23 protein-coding genes are annotated in these 23,369 nt (G+C 39.8%); 22 read left to right on the forward strand and 1 reads right to left on the reverse strand.

Features of this window, described 5'->3' with window-relative positions; translation table 11 throughout:
- Positions 1 to 23: 23 nt before the first annotated feature.
- The 18 genes from LI149_RS12870 (at position 24) to LI149_RS12955 (ending at position 17,695) form a co-directional block, all read left to right on the forward strand.
- Positions 24 to 3,092 carry a VaFE repeat-containing surface-anchored protein gene (locus tag LI149_RS12870; RefSeq protein ID WP_118471071.1) on the forward strand — a complete coding sequence of 1,023 codons (3,069 nt, stop codon included), beginning with the start codon at positions 24 to 26 and terminating at the stop codon, positions 3,090 to 3,092.
- A complete protein-coding gene (locus tag LI149_RS12875) occupies positions 3,064 to 3,378 on the forward strand; it encodes a hypothetical protein (protein WP_117890400.1) in 315 nt (104 codons plus the stop codon). Before LI149_RS12870 ends, LI149_RS12875 begins: the two co-directional genes overlap by 29 nt.
- A gap of 98 nt (positions 3,379 to 3,476) precedes the next feature.
- A complete protein-coding gene (locus tag LI149_RS12880; protein ID WP_006426187.1) occupies positions 3,477 to 3,950 on the forward strand; it encodes a JAB domain-containing protein in 474 nt (157 codons plus the stop codon).
- A 233-nt stretch (positions 3,951 to 4,183) separates the two neighbouring features.
- Positions 4,184 to 5,539, forward strand: coding sequence for an ATP/GTP-binding protein (locus tag LI149_RS12885; protein ID WP_055157265.1), 1,356 nt, complete (start codon positions 4,184 to 4,186; stop codon positions 5,537 to 5,539).
- Between the two features lie 2 nt (positions 5,540 to 5,541).
- The gene (locus LI149_RS12890; RefSeq protein WP_227143446.1) at positions 5,542 to 6,243 is read left to right on the forward strand and encodes an RloB family protein; all 702 of its coding nucleotides are present in this window, start codon (positions 5,542 to 5,544) and stop codon (positions 6,241 to 6,243) included.
- A gap of 36 nt (positions 6,244 to 6,279) precedes the next feature.
- The gene (locus LI149_RS12895) at positions 6,280 to 7,920 is read left to right on the forward strand and encodes a KAP family NTPase (RefSeq protein WP_227143447.1); all 1,641 of its coding nucleotides are present in this window, start codon (positions 6,280 to 6,282) and stop codon (positions 7,918 to 7,920) included.
- Between the two features lie 112 nt (positions 7,921 to 8,032).
- Positions 8,033 to 9,019, forward strand: a complete 987-nt coding sequence (locus LI149_RS12900; RefSeq protein ID WP_227143448.1) for a DUF3991 and TOPRIM domain-containing protein — start codon at positions 8,033 to 8,035, stop codon at positions 9,017 to 9,019.
- Positions 9,020 to 9,034: 15 nt separating this feature from the next.
- Positions 9,035 to 9,346: a hypothetical protein gene (locus LI149_RS12905; RefSeq protein WP_029731821.1), complete on the forward strand. Its 312-nt coding sequence runs from the start codon at positions 9,035 to 9,037 to the stop codon at positions 9,344 to 9,346.
- A 169-nt stretch (positions 9,347 to 9,515) separates the two neighbouring features.
- Positions 9,516 to 9,623: a DUF3789 domain-containing protein gene (locus tag LI149_RS12910; protein ID WP_081646542.1), complete on the forward strand. Its 108-nt coding sequence runs from the start codon at positions 9,516 to 9,518 to the stop codon at positions 9,621 to 9,623.
- Positions 9,624 to 9,743: 120 nt separating this feature from the next.
- Positions 9,744 to 10,730 carry a DUF5688 family protein gene (locus LI149_RS12915; RefSeq protein ID WP_227143449.1) on the forward strand — a complete coding sequence of 329 codons (987 nt, stop codon included), beginning with the start codon at positions 9,744 to 9,746 and terminating at the stop codon, positions 10,728 to 10,730.
- A complete protein-coding gene (mobC, locus tag LI149_RS12920; RefSeq protein WP_005342758.1) occupies positions 10,727 to 11,065 on the forward strand; it encodes a plasmid mobilization relaxosome protein MobC in 339 nt (112 codons plus the stop codon). Before LI149_RS12915 ends, mobC begins: the two co-directional genes overlap by 4 nt.
- Positions 11,056 to 12,498, forward strand: coding sequence for a relaxase/mobilization nuclease domain-containing protein (locus tag LI149_RS12925; protein WP_175306058.1), 1,443 nt, complete (start codon positions 11,056 to 11,058; stop codon positions 12,496 to 12,498). The genes mobC and LI149_RS12925 overlap by 10 nt, the downstream gene beginning before the upstream one ends.
- On the forward strand, positions 12,473 to 13,354 hold the full coding sequence (locus LI149_RS12930; protein ID WP_175306059.1) for a DUF3801 domain-containing protein: 882 nt from the start codon (positions 12,473 to 12,475) through the stop codon (positions 13,352 to 13,354). The genes LI149_RS12925 and LI149_RS12930 overlap by 26 nt, the downstream gene beginning before the upstream one ends.
- A gap of 5 nt (positions 13,355 to 13,359) precedes the next feature.
- Entirely contained in the window at positions 13,360 to 14,364 is a 1,005-nt protein-coding gene (locus LI149_RS12935; RefSeq protein WP_175306060.1) for a hypothetical protein, read from the forward strand.
- Between the two features lie 26 nt (positions 14,365 to 14,390).
- The gene (locus tag LI149_RS12940) at positions 14,391 to 14,594 is read left to right on the forward strand and encodes a hypothetical protein (protein ID WP_006426173.1); all 204 of its coding nucleotides are present in this window, start codon (positions 14,391 to 14,393) and stop codon (positions 14,592 to 14,594) included.
- Positions 14,581 to 16,377, forward strand: coding sequence for a VirD4-like conjugal transfer protein, CD1115 family (locus LI149_RS12945; protein ID WP_227143450.1), 1,797 nt, complete (start codon positions 14,581 to 14,583; stop codon positions 16,375 to 16,377). Before LI149_RS12940 ends, LI149_RS12945 begins: the two co-directional genes overlap by 14 nt.
- A gap of 30 nt (positions 16,378 to 16,407) precedes the next feature.
- Entirely contained in the window at positions 16,408 to 16,773 is a 366-nt protein-coding gene (locus LI149_RS12950; protein WP_117687482.1) for a glutamyl-tRNA amidotransferase, read from the forward strand.
- A gap of 85 nt (positions 16,774 to 16,858) precedes the next feature.
- Positions 16,859 to 17,695: a hypothetical protein gene (locus tag LI149_RS12955; protein ID WP_005342520.1), complete on the forward strand. Its 837-nt coding sequence runs from the start codon at positions 16,859 to 16,861 to the stop codon at positions 17,693 to 17,695.
- Between the two features lie 28 nt (positions 17,696 to 17,723).
- On the opposite strand, the gene LI149_RS12960 is transcribed toward LI149_RS12955, so the two are convergent.
- Positions 17,724 to 18,104: a hypothetical protein gene (locus tag LI149_RS12960; RefSeq protein WP_227143451.1), complete on the reverse strand. Its 381-nt coding sequence runs from the start codon at positions 18,102 to 18,104 to the stop codon at positions 17,724 to 17,726.
- 81 nt (positions 18,105 to 18,185) lie between these two features.
- On the opposite strand from LI149_RS12960, the gene LI149_RS12965 reads away from it, so the two are divergent.
- The 4 genes from LI149_RS12965 to LI149_RS12980 all read left to right on the forward strand — a co-directional run bounded on the left by LI149_RS12965 (position 18,186) and on the right by LI149_RS12980 (position 23,141).
- On the forward strand, positions 18,186 to 18,578 hold the full coding sequence (locus tag LI149_RS12965) for a PrgI family protein (RefSeq protein ID WP_021740709.1): 393 nt from the start codon (positions 18,186 to 18,188) through the stop codon (positions 18,576 to 18,578).
- The gene (locus LI149_RS12970) at positions 18,559 to 20,898 is read left to right on the forward strand and encodes a VirB4-like conjugal transfer ATPase, CD1110 family (RefSeq protein WP_021740708.1); all 2,340 of its coding nucleotides are present in this window, start codon (positions 18,559 to 18,561) and stop codon (positions 20,896 to 20,898) included. Before LI149_RS12965 ends, LI149_RS12970 begins: the two co-directional genes overlap by 20 nt.
- An 88-nt stretch (positions 20,899 to 20,986) precedes the next feature.
- Positions 20,987 to 21,394, forward strand: a complete 408-nt coding sequence (locus tag LI149_RS12975; RefSeq protein WP_028087880.1) for a DUF6075 family protein — start codon at positions 20,987 to 20,989, stop codon at positions 21,392 to 21,394.
- Between the two features lie 25 nt (positions 21,395 to 21,419).
- Positions 21,420 to 23,141, forward strand: a complete 1,722-nt coding sequence (locus LI149_RS12980) for a lysozyme family protein (RefSeq protein ID WP_028087879.1) — start codon at positions 21,420 to 21,422, stop codon at positions 23,139 to 23,141.
- Positions 23,142 to 23,369 lie beyond the last annotated feature (228 nt).

Raw genomic sequence — 23,369 nt, forward strand, 5'->3', positions numbered from 1 at the left:
TGAAAAGAAAGGAATTGTAGAAAATGAAGAAGATATGGAAACGAGTGTGTACAGGGATTCTTGCCCTGACCACGATTTTAACCGCATTACCGACTACATCGGTTCAGGCAGCGGAAACACAGTATTGGACGGAATCCTCAGAGAGAGTCGGATATATTGAACATGTGATGAATGATGGAACCATTCATTCTACATTCAATGAAGGTCACATGCGAGTAGAGGGCGAAACAGCCTATTGCGTAGATATTAACACCGGATTTAAAAATGGATATAAAACCAGACACGATGCAAGTGCCAGTATGAGTGCTGCACAGATCGAAGATGTGGCATTGTCATTGGAATATGTAAAGCAGTATAGGAGCAGTCACAGTAACCTGAATGCGAATCAGGGATATCTGTTGGAACAGTGTGTGGTATGGCAGAGACTGAGTGAGTATTTAGGCTGGCAGTGTGATAATGTCCGAGCTGCATATTCTGAGATTTCACAGGATATTCAGAATGAAGTGTATGCAGGAGTGAGAGCATTTGTACAGGCAAACAAAGGTCGCTATAAATGTGGCGGATATATCTATACTGGTGAAGGACAGGATCTTGGACAGTTTTGGGCAGAACTGAATGTCGGAAATGCGAAGGTAAAAAAGACAACTGCAAATGAGATTGTCACAAATGGAAATGCGATGTATTCCATTGTTGGAGCAACCTTTGGCATATTTTTAGACCAGAATTGTAGTAATCAGATTGGAACACTTACAACAAATGAAAATGGCGATACGAATGAAGTTGAAGTAACTGCAGGGACTGTTTACATCAAAGAGCTTTCTGCACCGAAAGGATATAAGCTGGATACGACAGTACGCAGTCTGAAAGTTGAAGCCGGAAAAACAGCCGTATTAAATGTTTCCGATGTTCCGAAAGTAACAGAGACATTGGTAGATCTGTTCAAGATTGATATGGAGACAGGAAAAGCAACCGCACAGGGAAATGCAGCACTGTCAGGAGCAGAGTTTACCTGGCATTATTATGACGGATTTTATACAAAAGATAACTTACCAGAGAAAGCAACACGTACCTGGGTTACAAAAACGGTGGCAGAAAAGAGCAGTGACGGAAGTATTCATTATGTGACAAAACTGTCAGATGCTTACAAAGTATCGGGAGATGCATTTTACATTCAGAATGAAAAAAGTGTATTACCACTTGGAACACTGACTGTTGAGGAGACAAAAGCACCAGACGGATATTTACTGGACGGAGCTTATATGCAGGCAGGAGACAGTACAGAACAGATAAAAGGAATGTATCTGACACAGATCACAGAGGACGGAGAACTTGCAGTTCTTTCCGGAAGAAACCAGTATTCCGTATCTGACCAGGTAATCCGAGGTGGTGTGAAGATTCAGAAACGTGATTTAGAGACAAAAGATACCAAAGCACAGGGAAGTGCCACATTAAAAGATACTGCATTTGCAATTATTTCTTTGAACGAAAATTCGGTTCTGGTAGAAGGAAAGCTATACAAAAAGAACGAGACAGTTAAGACGATTCAGACAGGGATTGACGGAATTGCAACAACGACGGCAGATTTACTTCCGTATGGTAAATACAAACTGGAAGAAACCAAAGCACCGGAAGGTTATCTGACTGACGGGGCAAAAGCGATTGAATTTTCGATTACGGAAAATGGAAAAATCGTAGATTTAACAGACGAAAGCCATTCCATTTACAACCAGATTAAACGTGGAGATTTAGAAGGAGTAAAGATTGGAGCAGGTACACATAAGAGGCTTGCAAATGTTCCTTTTAAGATTACAAGTAAAACAACCGGAGAGAGCCATATCGTAGTGACAGATAAGAACGGTCAGTTTTCAACTGCTTCCAATTGGGCATCTCATAAGAGAAATACAAATGCCGGGAAATCCAGTGAGGACGGAATCTGGTTCGGAACTTCTGAGCCGGATGACAGTAAAGGTGCATTACTTTATGACACTTATGAGATTGAGGAGTTAGCTTGTGAATCCAACAAAGGTATGAAATTGATTCCAGCATTTGAAGTTGTTGTCAGCAGAAATAAAGTAACAATCGACCTTGGAACACTGACCGATGAGTATGAAAAAGAGATTACTATTCATACAACAGCAACGGATAAAGAAACGGGCGAAAAAATAATTGTTGCAGGAAAGAAAGTAACGATTGTAGATACGGTTACGCTGGACGGTCTGGAAGAAGGCAGAAAGTACCAGTTAAAAGGCTGGCAGATGCTGAAAGAGGAAAATGCAGAACTGCTCATTGATGGAAAGCGTGTGGAGAGTGATTATACCTTTGTTGCTGACAATGAAAAAATGAAAGTAGAAATTTCTTATATGTTTGATGCATCAGAACTTGGCGGACAGAATCTGGTTACATTTGAAGAATTATACGATCTGAAGAATCCGGAAGAACCTGTAAAAGTTGCAGAGCATAAGGACATTGATGATGAAGGTCAGACAGTCCTGATTACCGAGCGAAAGATTTTGATTCATACCACAGCAACTGATAAGAATGGTAAGAAAGAAATCGAAGCCGGAAAAGATCTGACGATTGTGGATACGGTTACTTTAGAAGGACTGGAAATCGGTACGAACTACAAGTTGTCTGGTTGGCAGATGGTTAAGGCAGAAAATGAAAAGCTGCTCATTGATGGCAAAGAAGTTACCAATGATTATGAATTTACAGCGGACAAGGAAAACATGGAAGTGCAGATTGAGTTTACTTTCGACGGCAGCACGCTTGGAAGAAAGCAGCTTGTAACCTTTGAAGAACTGTATGATATGACAAATCCGGAAGAACCGAAAAAGGTAACAGAGCATAAGGACATCAACGATGAAGGTCAGACTGTAACCATCAAAGAAGTACCGGAAACAGCAACTCCAGAGACACCGGGTACTACTACAAAGACCAGTAACCCTCCGAAAACAGGAGATACAGCAAATGCAGCTTTATGGATAGCCATTCTGGTATTATCAGCAGCCGGAATCACAGGAGTTCGTATCTGGAATAAAAAGAAACAGGTTAAGAGATTAGGAATTGAAGAAAAGAAAGAAGAGGAGGAGTAAAACAGAGGGCGGCGATATGCTGCCCTTTGATGCTGAAATGGGAAAGAATCAGAAAGCAATAAAAGTATTACAGCGTTTATTTGATGCCGGATACGTAACGGAAAAAGAGATTGTCAATATGACGATGGATGAGATGCTTGCTTTGCCTGGAGTGAATGTAGCAGATCTGTTCATTATCAGTGAGTTGCAGAAAAGCATTAAGGCAAACAAAGTGATAAGCTATTTGTCAGAGAAAACAGAAGCAAGGGAAGAAACGAAAGGAGCAGATTATGGTGGAACAACCTAAATATTTGGAAATGACATTATCACAATTGAAATCATATGTGGAATCTTCAGAGAGTAATGTTTTTTTTGTTGTAGAATTTCCAAAAGGAGATCAGAAGGATGGAGAATGAATTGGAAGTTGTGAATATCCGTCTGGTAAAAGAGCCGTCTCTTTATAGTGAGCAGACGTTGGACAGTCCACAGGCTGTTGTAGAATTGATGGCGAAGGAGTTATCTCAATATGATAGAGAAGTATTTTGTATCCTGAATATGAAAAATAACGGACAGGTAATCAATATGAATCTGGTCAGTGTTGGAACAATCAATGCATCTTTGGTAATTCCCAGAGAAGTTTTTAAGAGCAGTATTCTGGCAAATGCTTCTGCAATCATTGGACTTCATAATCATCCCAGTGGCAATGTGAAACCGTCAAAAGAGGATATGATTGTTACGAGAAAGCTGCAGAAGTGCGGACAGCTACTGGGGATAGAATTGCTGGATCATATCATTGTCGGTGGAACTAATGGAAAGATGCTCAGCTTCCGAGAAGAAAAGATGTTGAATGTGACAGGAAGGATGGATTGGGAGAGATAGAAGAAAAAAGAATTAGAAGTTTTTATTTATTGTAATATTTCATGTAGCGGCATTAGTAAAATAGTGTCGCTACAAAAAGCTGACTTATACATTGATATTATATGCATAACTCAAAATAAAATTGTTAAAAATAGAAAAAGAAACAATATATAACGAAAAAATCTCTAAATAAGAAAAAATCACATTGACTGAGAGAAGAGCAAAACATATAATAAAGGTGGAGGTGTATAAGAATGTTAGTAAAAGTAAGTGTTGAAAATTTTAAATCTTTTGATAAAGCAGCAGAGCTGACAATGATTTCCTCAAATAAAATACGAACAAATGCAAATCACAGGTTAAAGATAAAAAGTACCCAGTTATTAAAATATGCAGTCGTTTATGGAGCAAATGCATCTGGAAAGACCAATCTGGCATTGTTCTTTAAATTTTTTAAAGACAGTGTCTGCAATGGTATTCCGATAGAAGCTACACAGATGTTTTGTAAGAATCGGCAGGAGAATAAGGAACGAGAAAGTAGTTTTGAAATTCAGATTACTGTAGGTGACAAATTTTATGCCTATGGTTTTTCTGCAGTTTTAAGCAGACGAAAAGTAACCGGAGAATGGTTATATGAATTATATCAGAACGGTTCAGCAAAATGTCTCTTTGAACGAGAAGGAAGTAAACGTCCGGTGTTAAATGAGAGCATTACTTTGACAAATACAGAAAAAAACAAATTTGAAACTTATGCAGATGACTTTGAAGGAAATGAAACATCTTTGTTCCTGACGGAAATGAATCGTGGGAAAAAATATAGCACACGATCAAAATTACTGTTCTTCCGGGATGTATATGACTGGATTCAGAATCATATTTCGATTATCACACCGGATACCCCGTTGATTGATCTGGAGTACTACTATGATGACAATTCGTTGAAGCTGATTAATAAATTGATCAAAACATTTGATACGGGTATTAGTCAGGTAAAAATCGAAGAAATTACATTGGATGAGTTATCAAATGCATTGCCGAAATCAGTATTTGATAAGATGATGCAGCATGTAAAAAATAGAATGGAAGAGCAGGAAGAACCATCATTCAGAATGACGATGAGGTCGAAGGAAACTTTCTTTAATATCGAAGTTGAAGGACATTCTGAACCGAAGGTCACAACAATCCGGTTGCATCATAATAAGTCATTTTATGAGTTCGGTTTTGATGAAGAGTCTGATGGAACAAGAAGATTATTCGATTTGATGGATATGCTGTTGAATAAACGAGAAGATGTTCTTTATGTTGTGGATGAATTGGAGAGAAGCTTACATCCGAAATTGACAGAACGATTTTTGCAATTGTTTATGCAGCTACATGATGAGCAGCGTATGCAGCTATTGTTCACTACACATGAATCATCCATTATGGATCAGGCTATTTTTAGAAGGGATGAAATCTGGTTTGTAGAACGTAACGCAGAAAATGCAAGCTCTATTTATTCCTTAGATCGTTTCAAGGAGAGGTATGATAAAGTGTTGAGCAAGGCATATCTGGAAGGCAGGTATGGTGCGATACCAGTATTTTCAACATTTGACTTTAGAGAGGAGGAGTAGCCTTGGCTCCAGTAAGAAGTTATACGAATTGGAATAGTAGAACTACAGATGAAGAAGAACAGATTGAGCCTTATCGTAAGTACTTTTTCATATGTGAGGGTGCAAATACTGAAACATGGTATTTCAAAAAGTTAATTGATATCCGAAAAGAGTTAAATATTCATCCATTGATCGATATCCGGTTACTTGAAAAAACAGAGGGAGACAGGAACATTTCATTTCCAAGACGTTTGATTGAGTTTGCAGAAAATCAGAAAGAAAATCCAGAAATAGCGTTTGATAAAGAACGGGATAAGATGATTGTTGTATTTGATGGAGACATTTTTGAAGAGAAGGTACTTGATTATGATGAATTGGTAGCTGAAGGTGAAAAGAAGAATATATTAGCGGTTAGTAATCCGGCATTTGAATTATTTCTGTTGTTACATTATGAAAATTCATACGAAGATGATATTGAGCCAAATGCTGAACAGATTATCCAGAATGAAAAAGATGGACATCAGACATTTATCTATAAGTTGTTACTTGCCAGAACAGGAATCAATCCCAAAAAGAATTCTGCAATTGGAGAACTGGCGAAGAATATAGAGATTGCTATTGAGCAGGAAAAGAAAATCAATGAAGATATTCATCAGTGTAAAAGACAGATTACGTGTAATATAGGTCGGATTATTGATGAGATTCGGAAGGATGATGGAAAATAAGTTGTTAGATGAAAAATAGGGGTGGAAAGATACAGTATGAAAGCAGATAATATAAAAAATATAATCAGTGACATAGATCATCTACCGTATAGAGCAATTTTATTTGATGGAACATGGGGAATTGGAAAATCTTATGCGGTAAATGAGGCATTAGAAGCAAATCCCAATGTTTGTAAAATATCAATGTTTGGTTTGAAAGACACTAGACAAATATATCATGAAGCTTTATTTCAATTGGCTTTAAAGAATAATATTGGTGGGAAAATAGGTGAAATAGCTAATAATATTTTAGATGGCGCATCAAAAATCTGGGATAAAGTTGGTCAGACAAAGGAAGCAGTACAAAGTATAGTCAATGAAAGAGAAATGTTTCTATTATTGTCAAAAGAGTTTACTTCTGTTCATATTATTGTAATAGATGACTTGGAAAGAATGAGTGATGACATAAATTTGGAAGATATATTTGGAATTATAGAAGAACTCAAGCAATGTAATTATGTAAAAGTTATTGTGATTGCGAATACAGATGAAATACAATCGGACAAAAAAGTTGTATTTGAAAAGTATAATGAAAAGGTCATTGAAAGAATATATCATATTACAGAACGTGCAGAGAAAGTGACATGGAGTAAAATGAATATCCATGCAGACTTTGTTGAAAAATTCTTGAATATTCATAAAGTAGAAAATTTACGGACACTTGAAAAGGCTCAACGATTTTTTGAAGATGTAGAATTGTTTTGTAAAAGGGATATGAGTGAGCAATTTTTAGAAGAATTAAGGTTGATATGTTTTGCTATTGTTGTTGAGAGTATAGATAACTTGTATTATAAAGAAGCTAATTCCAATAATACCGATTCTGTAGAAAAAATGGTAAGTACTATTGGAAATACACTACAGCATAGAATTGGAAGATATCTTTATGGAATAAAATGCAGTGGAAATTTAGTAGAAATGCTATTGGAATATTATGAAGAAGGGGTACTAAATGTAGACCAATTGGATGCTGAATACAAGCTATTTCTTAATTCGGGAGGTAAGTCTAATTATTATAAGTCAGATGAGGAGATAAGGAGAGTATTGCCCACTTTAAGGGAAGAAATGATTGAAGCAAAGAATCTGGCAGAATTAAATCAATTTGCAGATTCATATGTTGTTTGGAGTGATATTTTAGAGGAAAATAATGAAAGTGTTTTATCAGAATATAGGAAAATTTTAAATAAAATGTTGAAAGAAATTGTCTTATCCGGAAAAGAAGAAATTCTAACTTATTCGTATGATTTATTTCATATATCATCGGAAAAGATAAAAAGAATATATCAAGAAGAAAATAAAGAAATGATAAAATTTTCGATAGAGACATATGTAAGATATTTGAAAAACACAACTCGTGGGAAAAAGGCTTATGAGTATTCATATAAACTTAGAAATAAATTAGATAGCAGTTATTATCATGACGTTATCATGACAAATGGAGATGATTTGTATAATAGAATTTCTTTTCCGGTAGACGATGTAGATGAAGATAGATATCATACGTGTTATAATATAATGTATGTTTTGTATCATTTAGATGCTGAAAAATTCTTACAGTATTGTGAAGAATTAAAAGAAGACTGCGATAATATGTCAAGGCATAGAATAGATGTTTTGATTGAGGAGATAGTAAAAAAGTAAAAGTAAATTTACATAGCCAGATGGTTCCACCCAAAGGAATCGCCTGGCTATTTTCATGCCCGGATATTATCCCCAATAATATCAATCTAAGGCAGGAAAGGAGATGAAAATTATGCCATATATACCACCATCGGTCGTGCGGGAGGTCAAGCGGATGGATTTGCTTACGTACTTGAAAAATTATGAACCATACGAATTGGTTCACTTTTCTGGCAACACCTACACTACCAGAACACACGATAGTTTGAAAATATCAAATGGAAAATGGATGTGGTGGAGTCAGAGAACCGGTGGCAGATCAGCACTGGATTATCTGATCAAAGTAAGAGGATACAGTTTTTTAGAGGCGGTTGAAATGCTTGCAGAACGGGCAAATATTCAGCCGCCTCTTTCTGTATCTGAGAATGTTCCGATGGAGAAACAGTTACTGTTGCCAAAGAAAAATCAAGATGATCAGAAAGTGATTGCGTATCTTTTAGGACGTGGGATTGATAAGGAAATCATTCAGTTTTGTTTGGAGTCCGGAAGAGTTTATGAAAGTGCATTTCATCATAACGTAGTGTTTGTAGGGATGGATGAGAAAGATAATCCGAAATATGCAGCTCTTAGAGGAATCGGAACCAGCTTTATAGGAGAAGCAAATGGAAGCGATAAGAATTATTCTTTTTCCATTTTTGCAGAGAAATCCAATGATACGGTGCATCTGTTTGAGTCAGCCATTGATTTGTTATCCTATGCGACGTTGCAGAAATTAGACGGGAAAGAGTGGAGGAGAGAACATTTATTGTCACTGGCAGGTGTCTATCAGCCAGCAAAAGAAATTGAAAAAAGTAAAGTCCCTGCAGCGTTGGCCAGGACATTAAAAATGCATCCAGAGGTGAAGACAATCGTTCTGCATTTGGATAATGACCGTATTGGAAGACTTGCCACAAAAGCAATTTCTACAGTACTTCCGAAGCAATATCAGATAAAAGATGTACCACCAAAACAAGGAAAAGATTACAACGATCTGCTCTGCATCAAGTTAAATCTGGCAATTACAAAGAGAGAAAAAAGCATGAAAAAGAATATGTCTGGTCATGAAAAATATGAGAGATAGAAGGTGAAAAAAGATATGAAAATTGCAAGATATGAGCTGAATGTCGTGTATAAGAAAGAGCTGATTTTGACGATGGAAGACGATGTGGACAGTGAAGATCTATTGGAAATTTTTCTGGAAACACAGTTGAAAGAAGAAAAAGAACAGAATGAATTACTTGGAATTATTGCGGAGAAAGTGTCAGAAGAAGGCTGTACGGAGCAGTGTGAAAGTTGTCAAAAGTATTGCCCGGTGAGTGAAGAATGCATGGTAACTGATGAAAATGTACGATGCACAGAGTGCGAATATTTGTGTAAAACTTGCGGGCAGTGTGAACTGAAAGAATGAAAAGAGCAATTGTTTTTTCGGCAAGTAAATCTTCTGATACCCGGAACGGTGAGACTGGTGCAGAAGAATACACAATACCAGCAAGCAACGCCTTTGGATTGCCACACAGGTTTCCTGTCTGTCAGTCCGGCGGCAGTTTGTCAGGGAGAATCCCTGAAACCCTCAGAAAATGGAAAAGGAGAAAGTAACAATGTTGAAGTTTATTTGTGGAGTATTAGTAGGTGGCATCATAGGAGTTGTGTTGATGTGCCTGTTGCAGATTAACAAGATTCAGTAGACAAAAAGAAAGGAGATACAAGATGCAGGTTGAAGTATCAATGAAAGACAAGAAGAAAGCAGAAAGACGATATCAGGAATATTTAAAGAAAATGGACAAGAAGAAGGGAGAACAGAAGAAATGATTGCAAGAGAAATGATAGCAGAAAAAGTGTTTGCGGAAAGTGTAGCAAAGGACATCAGGAATTTTCTCCCAGAAAAATATGAGAATGCAGAATTTCAGGTAATGCAGATGAATAAAAATAATGGAGTCCAGATGGTAGGAGTACAGGTAAGACTACAGGAAGAAAATGTGTGTCCAGTTGTTTATGTAGAGCCGTTTTTCAATGAAATACGTCTGGGCGAACCTGTTGAGAAAGTGATGAATGAAATTGCAAAATGCATGGAAGAAGCAGGCAATGCTCCGTTTGTGCACAACGGTATCAACCCAATGGATTATGATTCAGTGAAGGAACATCTGGCAGTGATGCTTGTAAACACGCAGGCAAACAAACGAATGTTACAGGAAATGCCTCATGAAAATATGGAAGATTTGTCGGCTATCTGTTATGTGGATTTCCCGGTAGAGTCTGACGATGGAAAAGCGACTATGAAGGTGAAAAATGAACATCTTAAGATGTGGAATGTGGAGGCAAAGGAAATATTTCGGCAGGCAAGAGTAAATACACAGCCTGTAAATATACCGATTCTTCAGTCAATGGACGAAATGTTGTTGAGTATTTTTAATGAAGAAGGAGATGCAACAAATTTATTAGATGAAAGTGTTGAATTTGGACTTCGTTCACATGATATGTTGTATGCGCTTACGAATGTAGAAAAGCAATATGGAGCATCTATGATTACGCAACCAGAAGTTTTAAATAAACTGGAACAGCTTTTCCCAGAAGGATTCTATGTTTTGCCGTCATCGGTGCATGAAGTTCTGATCGTTCCGGATAATGGAGAGATGGAACCGAAAATGCTTGGTGAAATGGTACGGGAAGTAAATAAAAATGAAGTGGAACGGCAGGAGGTTCTCTCAGACAGAGTTTACAGTTACGATAAAGAAAAACACCAGATTCGCCAGGAACCAGATTCTATACAGAAAGTAAAGGAGATGGAGCGTTGAGAAAACGTAATGTAGCAATCCTTTTCCGATTGAACAAAAAAGAAGCAGAGGCATTGGATAAGAAAGTAAAGAGAAGCGGACTGAACCGGGAAGCTTACCTGAGACAGTTGATTTCTGGTGTTGTTCCAAGAGACGCACCGCCGCCAGATTATTATTCTATGATGCGGGAGCTGCATAAGATTGGAAATAACTTAAATCAGATCGCACAGAAAGCACATGTGTTAAATGTGGTAGATGTGCAGCGTTACGATAAGGAAGTGCGGAAGTTCAATGAAGCAGTCCGTAAGATTACAGAAGCAGTGATACTTCCAGAGAAAAATGAATCATGGCAGTGACATCAATCTGGAGCATCAAGGGGTGGATTGGAAAAGTAATCAATTATGCGGAGAATCCGGATAAGACGAAAGAGAACAATGAAGGGCGAATATCTGAGAATCAATCACGATCCACACAAGGACTTAATGATGTAATTACCTATGCGGTGAATGCAGAAAAGATCAGACGGAGGCAATCTGAATCTATGGAAATGGAACTTGTCGGAGAAGCGGAAGAACTGATGGAACAATATGTATCTGGAGTGAATTGTGCACCGACAACCGCCAGAGAAGAAATGATTGCGGTCAAAAAGCGTTTTGGAAAGGAGGACGGAATTGTTGCGTTTCATGGCTACCAGTCTTTTGCACCGGGAGAATGTAATCCGGCAATGTCACATGAGATTGGAAAGAAGCTGGCAGAAGAATTGTGGGGCAGTCAGTATCAGGTATTGATTGCGACTCATTTGGATAAGGCGAATCATCTGCACAACCATTTTGTGGTGAACTCAGTTTCATTCATTGATGGGAAAAGATACCACAGGACAAATCAGGATTACCGGGATATGCGGATGGTGTCAGACCGTTTATGTAAAGAATACCAGTTATCGGTTGTGAGGCAGCCAGAACAGGGAAAAGGAAAACATTATGCCGAGTGGCAGGCAGAACAGGATGGGAAGCCGAGTTATCACAGCATGGTAAAGGCAGATGTTGACGAGGCAATCCGAAAGGCGAGGACTGAAAAACAGTTCTTTTTTTATTTGCGGGAAAAAGGATATTCTTTTAAGTTCGGGAAAGACATTACCATTCGTCCGGAAGGGCGGGAGCGTGGTCTGAAGTTAAAGCGGAATTTTGGAGAGAATTATTCACTGGAAGCAATCAGGGTTCGGATTCTGGAAGAAAATGAATTACCTGCCGAGAAAAAATTTCCGGTTCAGAGGCATTACCGGATTCGGGTATCCGGCAACTTCAAGCAGACAAGAAAAATCGGAGGACTTCGGGGATTGTATCTGCATTACTGTTATCTTTTAGGAATCCTACCGAAGAATCGCCCGTCAATATCTGCTAAACAGGTGCATGTATTGTTCCGGGAGGATTTATTAAAACTGAATACCGTTTCTAAAGAAACGAAGCTGCTTTGCCATTATCACATTGATACTGCGGAGCAGCTTTTTTCATTGAAAGACCATTTACAGAAACAAATGGAGCAGTGTGCGGAGGAACGGAAGCACTTGCGTTATAAGATTCGGGCAGACAGACCGGAAGAAGAAATACAGGAAATGAAGGAGCAGATAAAAGTTCTGACAGAGAAAATTGGAACGCTCAGAAAGGAGGCAGCACTTTGTGATGGAATCGCCGCACGTTCCAAGGTAATCGAAGAAAAATTTAAGATAGTGCGGGAAGAAAAAGAGAAGAAGGAGGAACAGAGCCATGAACACATCAGGCGAAGCCGCTGACCAGGTGGTACGAATGTCGTTGGAAGTTGGGGAAGCAGCATTGAAAATCAGTGGTACAGGTGCGAAGCATCTGGCAGTCATGTTGTATGCCGTCTTAAAAGAGAAGAAAAAGACAAAAGGCAGGGCAAGGCTTGAGACAATGGTCAGATCTGGCAGACCGCTGACGGTATTTTCGGTGAAAGAAAGTGACCTGAAGCAGTTCGTGCAGGAAGCAAAACGATATGGCGTGTTGTATTGTGCAGTCCGAAATCCCAAAGGAAGCAGTGACGGACTGATAGATGTGATCGTAAAGGAAGAAGATGCACCAAGAATCAACCGTATCGTAGACAGATTCCAGTTTGCATCTGTAACAGAAGCAGCGAAGATTAAGACGGAAATTGAGCGGACACGTGCAGAAAAAGCGAAAGCCGGAAAGTCAGAGAAACAGGAGAAGAAGCCGGAAAAGGTACAGGATCAGCAGGAAAAACAGGGACAGGCAGAACCGGAGAAAGATTATCCGCAGAAATCCAAGGAGGATCAGCTTATGGACGAGTTGTTTGGAGAGCCGGTAAAGAAAGAGGGGAAGGAGCAGAACCCCTCTTTGGCAAAGACGACCAAATCCCGTCTGTCCGAGCCTACCTCAAAGAAGCAAGAGAAAACCGCAGAGGGTACTTCTAAGTTATTTACCCCGGAAAAACCAGAGAAACCATCGGTCAGAAAGGAACTTCGGGAAATACAGAATGCAAGGAAGAAAGAAGCGGAGCGGCGTGAGAATAGAAATGATCCGGTGAGAAATCAGGGAAATAAAGACCGGAATCAGATTCGCCACCAGCAGCCACAACAGAAACGAAAACCAAGGAAAGGGAAAGAGAGGTAAATTTTATGGATAATAGTTTTGATTCTTTATTAAATGCATCGGCTGTACCACAGGATGAAAAGGTACAGGCATTTATTGCGGAAAGCAAAAATAACAGGAATCGCTGCTATGAGTTGTCAGAGCAGGTAACCGCACAAGTGGCAACGGATGGGAAAATGCTGCAGAAGTATCTGGATGTACAGAGTACCTTTGATCGATATACTACCAATGATGCACTTCTGATTCTGGCACAAAGACCAGATGCACAGAAATTAGGTGACTATGGATACTGGAGAGATCATGGATTTTATTTAAAGCGTATGGAACGACAGAATCCAGTTCTGATTTTAGAGCCAGGAAAAACATATAAGCGTGAAGATGGTACAGTTGGAAATTATTATAATGCGAAAAAGCTATATGATATTTCTCAGACAACAATGTCCGATACTACAATTCAAAAGTCAGAATATGAAGAACATGATTTAATCCGGGCGTTAGTCAGTACCCCTCCGGTAAATATTGTTGCAGCAGAACCAGAACAGATGCCGGATGAAAAAGGAGCATTTTTTAAACCGGAAGAAGGTTGTATTTATGTAAGAAAAGGGATGAGTGCACAGGAAATCTTTCAGAATCTTGTGCCGGAATTGGTATTTGCCGGATATGCGGATGGAAATCCACACTATGATAAAAATGAAGATGCATTTCATGTATCGTGTGCGTCTTATATGTTGTGTAAAAAATATGGAATGGATACCAGTCGATATAATTTTTTACATGCACCAGAGTTTTTTGAAAAAATGGAGACTCAGGAAGTGAGAGTGGAACTTTCCAGAGCCAGAGATGCAGCGAATGCAATTTCTGCAAGAATGGCAAAGGTACTGGATCAGAATCGGAATGCAACTTACCGAAAGTCAGAGGCTGAAAAAACCGGGCAAGACAGTTCTGAAAATGTGAAAGATAAGAAAGAAAATCCAGAGCCTGAAAAGAAAGAACAGAAATCCAGAGGACAACATAGAAAAGAAGCACGCTAGAAAAATTCGGGAAAGGAGAATGCAAAATGAGCAGTGATACGATTACGTTAGAACTGGATAAATATGAGAGTGGCGTAGTGTTCCATTCCCTAAAGGACAAGCGGAATCAGATGCTGAAAGAGGGAAAAGATACGGAGCTTGTCGATGATGTTTTAATGAAAGTCATTGAGAAAATCGAAGTACCGTCGGAGAAGGAAAAGCGAGGACGCAGAAGCCATGAAGAACGATGATGAGCAGAGCAGTCTGATGTTGGCGGTAATTGGAATTATCCCGGTTATCTGGTTTGCGTTACTTGTCGCACCTTATCTTTCGTCTGGTCTTATGGGGATTCTGGATGGAGTCCCGGAAGCAATGAACCATCCGTTTTCCATTCGGTTATGTGGGGACAGTGTAAAAAATGTCCTTATTTTTTTGCTGGCTTACGGTATGGGAATTGGGATTTATCTTTCTACCAAGAAACATTACCGACGAGGTGAAGAACATGGGTCTGCAAAATGGGGGAATGTGAAGAAAATCAATCGCAGATACAGGGAGAAGCGATTTACAAAAAATAAGTTGCTGACCATGCATGTACGAATCAGCTACAATATGCGGAAACATTTGCGAAATGTATTGACGGTTGTGATTGGTGGTTCCGGTTCCGGAAAGACCAGATTTTTTGCAAAGCCGAATCTGATGCAGGCGAATACCTCTTTTGTGGTGCTTGATCCAAAAGGGGAAAATCTGAGAGATACCGGGTATCTTCTGGAAGAAAAAGGTTATGAAGTAAGAGTGCTTGACCTGATAAATATGGAAAAGAGCCATTGCTATAACCCGTTTGTATATCTGAAGGACGATAACGATGTGCAGAGATTGGTGACGAACCTGTTCAAAGCGACTACACCAAAAGGCAGTCAGTCTAACGATCCATTTTGGGATACCGCAGCTTCTATGCTGTTGTTGGCACTGGTTTTCTTTCTGAAATATGAAGCACCGGAAGAAGAACAGAATTTCCCGATGGTAATGGAAATGTTACGTGCCGGAGAAGTCAGAGAGGACGATGACCAGTACCAGTCACCGCTTGATGAATTGTTTGAACGGTTGGAAATGAAGAACCCGGAACATATCGCAGTAAAGTATTACAAAGATTACCACTCTGGTAGTGCCAAGACATTAAAATCCATTCAAATAACATTAGCCGCAAGACTTGAGAAATTCAACTTATCCAGTCTGGCAGCACTGACCGCAACGGACGATTTAGACCTGCCATCACTAGGAGAGCGAAAAGTGGCTTTATTTGCGTTAATCCCGGACAACGACACCAGTTATAACTTTCTGGTGTCAATATTGTATACCCAGTTATTTCAGCAGTTGTTCTATCTGGCAGACCATAAATATGGAGGGAGACTTCCGGTTCATGTGCATTTCCTCATGGACGAATTTGCAAATGTTTCACTGCCTGATGACTTCGATAAGATTCTGTCTGTGATGCGTTCCAGAGAAGTGTCAGTCAGTATTATTTTGCAGAATCTGGCGCAGTTAAAAGCATTGTTTGAGAAGCAGTGGGAAAGCATTATGGGAAATTGTGATGAATTTTTATATTTAGGCGGCAATGAGCAGGGAACACATAAATATGTCAGCGAACTTCTTGGCAAGGCAACGATTGACACGAACACCTATGGAAAATCAACAGGACATTCTGGGAATTATTCCACCAATTATCAGAATACAGGGAGGGAACTGATGACACCCGATGAAGTTCGCATGTTGGATAACCGATATGCGATTCTTTTTATTCGTGGAGAAAGACCAATTTTAGATGAGAAATTTGATATTTTAAAACATCCCAATGTAGGGCTTACGACAGATGGAAATGGAAAGCCATATCTGCATGGAGCAGTTGACCGGGCGGTGGCAAGTATCTCACTGGGAGACAGTCTGGAGGACGAGTTTGCTGATGATTCATTAGAAAGTGAAGGATACGAATTATTATCTGATGAAGATTTGGAAGAAATTATCCAGAAATATGCGTAAATCAAAAAATATATAGGAGGCTATCAAAAAATGAAGTTAGATATGCGAAAAAAGCAGGAGAAGAAAGAAAGCATAAAAGTAACGAAGAAGTTGCCAATGACAGCAAAAATGAAACGTGCCATGGCAGTGTATATTGTCATGGTATTGATTATGACAGCAGGAGCAAGTACTGTATTTGCGGCAGACGATCCACTGACCGTAATCAATAATCTGTCCACATTTATCTTTGGACTGATTCGTGCTATCGGAATGATTTTACTGGGATTTGGAATTGTGCAGGTTGGTTTATCACTGAAATCTCACGATCCAAGTCAGCGAGCCAATGGATTCTTAACATTAGCAGGTGGTGTAATCATTACATTTGCAAAAGAAATCCTGAATTTGATTACGGGTTAAGAAGAATAGAAAAATAAAAGAAATGGGACGGTGCAGGCCCACATGGAGCCGCACCGTTCCGTCTAAGACAGGAGGTGTTTAGAACGTGTCAGATAACTGGGTAGTACAGAACTTGCAAAATGCCTTGGATACCTGGAACAGTAAACTTGCGGAAATCTGGCAGATACTCACACAGTCACCGGAAAACTTTAAGGGTGGCGGTATCTGGCAGGTGATTGTGCAGATTCATGGAGCGTTGCAGGCAATCGGCTATGCTTTGTTAGTGCTTTTCTTTGTAGTTGGAGTGGTCAAGACTTGTGGAAGTTTTACAGAGGTAAAAAGACCGGAACATGCATTAAAAATATTTATACGTTTTGCGATTGCAAAAGGCGTAGTCACGTATGGACTGGAGCTGATGATGGCATTATTCAACATCATACAAGGAGTGACCAGTACGATTATGCAGACCGCAGGATTTGGAAGTACGGAAGATACTGTTTTACCGGACGAAATCATAGAAGCGGTAGAAGATTGTGGATTTTTTGAAAGTATCCCACTATGGGCAGTAACGTTAATAGGCGGACTGTTTATTACAGTGTTGAGTTTCATTATGATTATGAGTGTATATGGAAGATTTTTTCGATTGTACCTTTATACTGCCATTGCACCGATTCCGTTATCTTCCTTCGCAGGAGAGCCGAGCCAGAATATCGGAAGAAGTTTTTTGAAATCATACGCAGCAGTGTGTTTGGAGGGAGCAATCGTGGTACTTGCCTGCATTATTTTTTCATTATTTGCATCATCACCGCCAGTAGTCGATCCGGACGCAGCTGCAGTGACCATGGTATGGAGTTATATAGGAGAGTTGATTTTTAATATGTTGGTACTGGTCGGTGCGGTGAAGATGTCAGACAGGGTAGTGAGGGAAATGATGGGATTGTAAAAAGGACGCCCGAAAGCATCCTTAAAATTTATTCTACAATGTTGTTGCTGTTGTTATACCGCATATTCCCCTGAGAATCGAAATGAACAGAATCTAAAGGAATCCCTCTCTGTCTGGCACGAGAAATCTGGAAGGACATATCATCTTTCATAGCTTTGTAGTATTGATGTTCCTGCCATTTGCGTCGCAGAGCAAAAATCCAGCTGAGTACAGAAAAGGCAGTCAGCAGATAGAGGATTGCAAATGCAAGTTTCTCATGAGTTGCTGCCCATGGATTCAGAATTGTGGAAACAGCAAGAAAGCATAACAGCGGTAAGGTCAGATTTAATCTGGCAGCAATCCGAAACAGCAGAGAAATCAGGAATAGAGCAACGGTAACAACAAGTGAAATCATAACAGTGATTGGCATAGGTCAGTCCCCCTTTCATTTACCCAAAGTGTAACAGAACAGGAAAAATATAACAAATGTGCGATTTGGAGGTGTATCGTTTTGGAAGTAAAAATTAACAAGGAAATCAGGGATTACACGGAAGCAATCTTTTTCGGATTGTCCCTAAGACAGTTTATCTTTTCAGGATTAGCCTGCGGGATTGCCGTTGGGCTTTATTTTTTGCTTCACCCATACATGAGTATGGAAACAGTGAGTTGGATTTGTGTACTGGGAGCTGCCCCATGTGTAGTGTTCGGGTTTGTAAAATATCATGGAATGACAGCGGAGCAGTTTATCTGGGCATGGATTAAATCGGAAATCCTGATGCCGAAAAAACTGGTGTTCCGGTCAGAAAATCTTTATTTTGATGCGGTAGAACCAGTCATTAAAAAATATGAGAAAGAAAGTCTGAAGAAGGAGGGACGCAAGAAGAATGATAAAAACGCTGAGTAATATTTTCAAGCAGGATAAAGAAAAATTTGTAATTCCAAGAAGCGTACAGCAGGTAATTCCCATCGAGACTATCTGGTCAGACGGGATTTTTAAAATCGGGAGAAATAAATTTGCACGTACTTATAAATTTACAGATATCAACTACGCGGTGGCAAGCAAAGTAGATAAGGAAACCATGTTCCTGGAATATATGGATTTATTAAATTCTTTCGATTGCGGTGGAACAACAAAAATAACGATCAATAATCGCCGCTTGAATAAGGTGGATTTTGAAAAAGCAATCCTGATTCCGATGCAGGAGGACGGACTGGATTTATATCGGAAAGAGTACAACAATATGCTTTTAGATAAGGCAACCAGTTCCAACAGCATGGTGCAGGAAAAATATGTGACAGTATCCTGCTATAAGAAAACAATCGAAGAAGCCAGAACGTATTTTGCACGAGTGACAACAGAGCTGAACAGTCATTTTGCAAGATTGGGTTCCAAATGTGTAGAGATAAATGGAGAAGATAAGTTACGGATTCTGCACGATTTTTACCGTACAGGAGAAGAATCTGGTTTCCATTTTGATATTCAGGAGAATATGAGAAAAGGACACAGCTTTAAAGATTATATCTGTCCGGATACCTTTGAATTTGAAAAAGATTATTTCCGCATGGGAGATCGTTATGGAAGAGTACTTTTTCTTCGTGAGTATGCTTCTTACATCAAAGACGATATGATAGCAGAACTGACCGACATGAATCGAAATCTGATGTTGAGCATTGATGTGATTCCGGTTCCGACTGATGAAGCAGTACAGGAAGTGGAAAAACGTTTGTTAGGTGTGGAGACTAATATAACAAACTGGCAACGACGCCAAAATGCCAACAATAACTTTTCCGCAGTGATTCCTTATGATTTGGAACAGCAGAGAAAAGAAAGTAAAGAGTTCATGGACGATTTAACCACACGTGACCAGCGTATGATGTTCGGTATACTGACTATGGTGCATACGGCAGAATCGAAAAAACAGCTTGATGCAGATACGGAAACACTTCTGACAATCGGACGGAAAAAGTTATGCCAGTTTTCTGTTCTGAAATTTCAGCAGATGGACGGACTGAATACAGCACTACCCATCGGACACCGGAAGATTCCGGCAGTCCGCACACTGACTTCGGAGAGTGTAGCAGTGTTGATGCCATTCCGGGTGCAGGAGATTATGGACGCAGGTGGAATCTATTGCGGTGAAAATGCAATCTCCCATAACTTAATCATGTGTAATAAAGAAAAACTGTTAAATCCAAACTCATTCCTTTTAGGAGTACCGGGAAGTGGAAAATCCTTTAATGCAAAAATGCAGATTGTATTCCTGGCACTGGCAACGCAGGACGATATCCTGATTTGTGATCCAGAGCGAGAGTATGCATCATTAGTTGAAGCAATGGGCGGAGAAGTGGTTCGCATTGCTGCAGGAAGCCGGGACCATATCAATGCAATGGATATGGTAGACGGATATGGAGATGGCGGTGATCCAGTGATTGAGAAGTCACAGTTTATTTTATCTCTGTTTGAACAGTTGGATAAAAAAGGAATCAATGCAAAGGAACGTTCCATTATTGACCGATGTGTGGGAGAAGTTTATGAGGAATATCAGCATGGCGGAGCAGTGCCGACTTTGCGGGTGTTGCGTGAAAAATTTTTAGAACAGGAAGAACCGGAAGCACAGGATTTGGCACTGGTATCAGAATTATTTACCAATGGAAGTCTGGACGCATTTGCACATGAAAGTAATGTTGATGTGAATAACCGTATCATGGTATACGACATTCTGGATTTAGGAAAACAGTTAAAGACCATGGGACTTCTGGTAATCACTGATGCAATGTTGAACCGGGTAACGGAGAACTGGAAACAGGGAAAGCGAACCCATATTTTTTTAGACGAGTTTCATGTAGTATTTGAAAATGAGTATTCCGGAGCATTTTTTAACTCTGCATGGCGAAGATTTCGTAAGCGTAATGCATTCCCGACAGCAATCACACAGAACGTGGAATATCTGTTAGATTCTGTTCTTGCAAGTACGATGATTTCCAACAGTGAGTATATCGTGATGCTTAATCAGGCAGAGCCGGACAGAGCAAAGTTGGCGACACTTTTGAATATTTCTACAGAGCAAATGGGATATATCACAAATGCAGATGCCGGTTGTGGTCTGGTGAAATATGGAAGTTCGCTTGTACCGTTCGTCAATAGATTCCCAACCAATACAAGGTTGTATAAACTGATGACCACAAAGCCGGGAGAGGACAGTATCAACCGGGGAAGAATGTAAAATTAAAAATATTTTGAATAATGAAAAGCAAGGCACTGAAAATCGTCACAATTTGTGGCGTTTTTTAGTGCCGGAAAAGGAGCCAAATATGTCAGAAATCAGATTTTCATCAAAGGAACACGAAAAGTTTTTTTATCAGATGTTAGCTAAATGCGGAAAGCACGACAGTTATTACAGTTCATTTTTCTATTGTGTGGGAATTTCTGAAGATACCAGAAATCATGTTGATCGCATGTTTGATTTTAAAGAGCGTTTGATTAAACCAGAAGCATTGCATGAAGGGTGGCAGACAGGCGGTTCGGCACGATTGACCAGACTGGCTTTCAACTTGTGGAATGGATATGTGGAGAAGGGAGAAGAAAGTCTGTCTACCCCATACGAGATGTTCGATTGTGGCTATGCATCATATTTTTATGAAGCAATCCGCATGAAATACCCGGAATACTGCCGGGAACTGCCACAGGTGAGCAAAAAAGAAACTAATCATGAACGCTAGATAAAGATTCAAATGGAGAAAAGCGATGGATCGTAAGATAAAAACACGCCAAGTCCATAAGGATATTAAAGTATTAGATAAGACAGTTACAGTGACAGACCATGTTAAGCAGTCCTATGTCAGAACAAAAGAAAATATCATGCAATCGACGGAGAAATCTAGTGATAGAGAGAATAATCCGGTAGGTTATGCAGAAGATGCGGCCAGCAAGTATGCTGACCGCATCTTTCACGAAACAGGGCATCAGGTACGCAGACAGGCAGGAAAGATTATTGAACGGAAGAAAGAGAAAGCTTCTGTTTCTTCGACAGGCGAAGAAACAGTTTACCAGCCGAAAGAAGAAATTCGACCAGTACCGCCTTCAGGCGGAGAAACGGCACAGGAGCAGGGAAAAGAACTTGCTGTCAAAAAAATTAAGACCATTGAACGGGATAAAAGAACCATCAAGACCGGGAGAGCATCGGAACAGGTTGTAAAGAATACTGGAAAAGGTACTATCAAGACCTCTGGAAAAGCGGTCAAGACTGCAGAACAGACGGCAAAGACCAGTATTAAGACATCGGAGCAGACAGCAAATGTTTCTGTCCGGGCAATGCATTATTCCATGAAAAAAGCAGAAAAAGCAGTGCAGGCAGCAAGACAGACAGCACAGAATACAAAGATTGCAGTGAAAACGACAGCAAAGGCAGTAACACATGCAATAAAAGCGTTGATGGAAGCTATAAAAGCATTGTTAAGTGGATTGACCGCAGGCGGTTGGATTGCAGTGGTGATATTGATTATCGTCATTTTATTTGGTGGATTTCTTTGCATGACAGGCGGGGATAATTCCAGTACGGTTTCTTCTGTCAGTGCAGAAGTAGAAGCATATGAGCCACTAATTCGGCAGTATGCAAACCAATATGGAATTGGTGAATATGTGGAATTGATTAAAGCGATTATGATGCAGGAATCCGGTGGGAGAGGACTTGACCCGATGCAGTGTTCAGAGGGCAGTTTTAATACAAAATATCCCAAACAGCCGAATGGAATCACAGATCCGGAGTATTCGATTTCTTGCGGAGTGCAGGAAATAAAAAGCTGTCTGGAACGTGCAGGAGTAAAAAATCCTCTGGATATGGAAAATATTAAACTGGCATTGCAAAGCTACAATTATGGAAATGGATATCTGGAATGGGCGAAAGCTAGAGGTGGATATACCCTTGCCAATGCAGCAGAATTTTCTGATATGATGGCACAGAGAATGGGGTGGAGCAGTTATGGGGACAAGCAGTATGTACCACATGTGCTTCAGTATTATGCATTTGGAAGAATCCCGACAGGTATCGGCAATCAGGCAATCGTTCAGGTGGCAGCGTCGCAGGAAGGAAAAGGCGGAACGACTTATTGGAGATGGTATGGATTTGGAGGCAGGGTAGAGTGGTGTGCCTGCTTTGTGTCCTGGTGTGCAGACCAGAGCGGTTATATTCAGAGTGGAGTCATTCCGAAATTTTCTCTTTGTTCGGACGGTGTGAAGTGGTTTGAAAGCAAAGGTAGGTTCCGTGACGGAAGTTATACCCCGGTGGCAGGAGATATTATTTTCTTTGACTGGGGAAATAATGGGACGATTGACCACGTTGGAATTGTAGAGAGTGTCAGCGGTGGAACCGTCAATACCATAGAAGGCAACAGTGGGGATAAAGTGGCAAGACGGAGTTACCGTATCGGAAGCAGTAATATCTATGGATACGGTGTCCCGGCATATTAAAAGGCAGGAGAAAAAGTGTGATAGTCTAATGGTGAATCTGGAGTATACAATTCCTGAAAATAGACTTGACTTTTAAATATTACAAGCGTAAGATTTAAGAAACAAAAAAATTAGAAGAAAGGAATATCTATGAAAAATAGACGAAAAAAGCAAAATATCCAAAAATCTTACGCTTGTAAGATTTTTGGGCTGATAGTAGCTATAACAGTAATTGCTGTTTCAGGAGGT

Origin of the sequence: Dorea sp. 210702-DFI.3.17, from assembly GCF_020560825.1 — a bacterium.
In the GTDB taxonomy this organism is placed as follows: Bacteria; Bacillota; Clostridia; order Lachnospirales; family Lachnospiraceae; genus Dorea; species Dorea formicigenerans.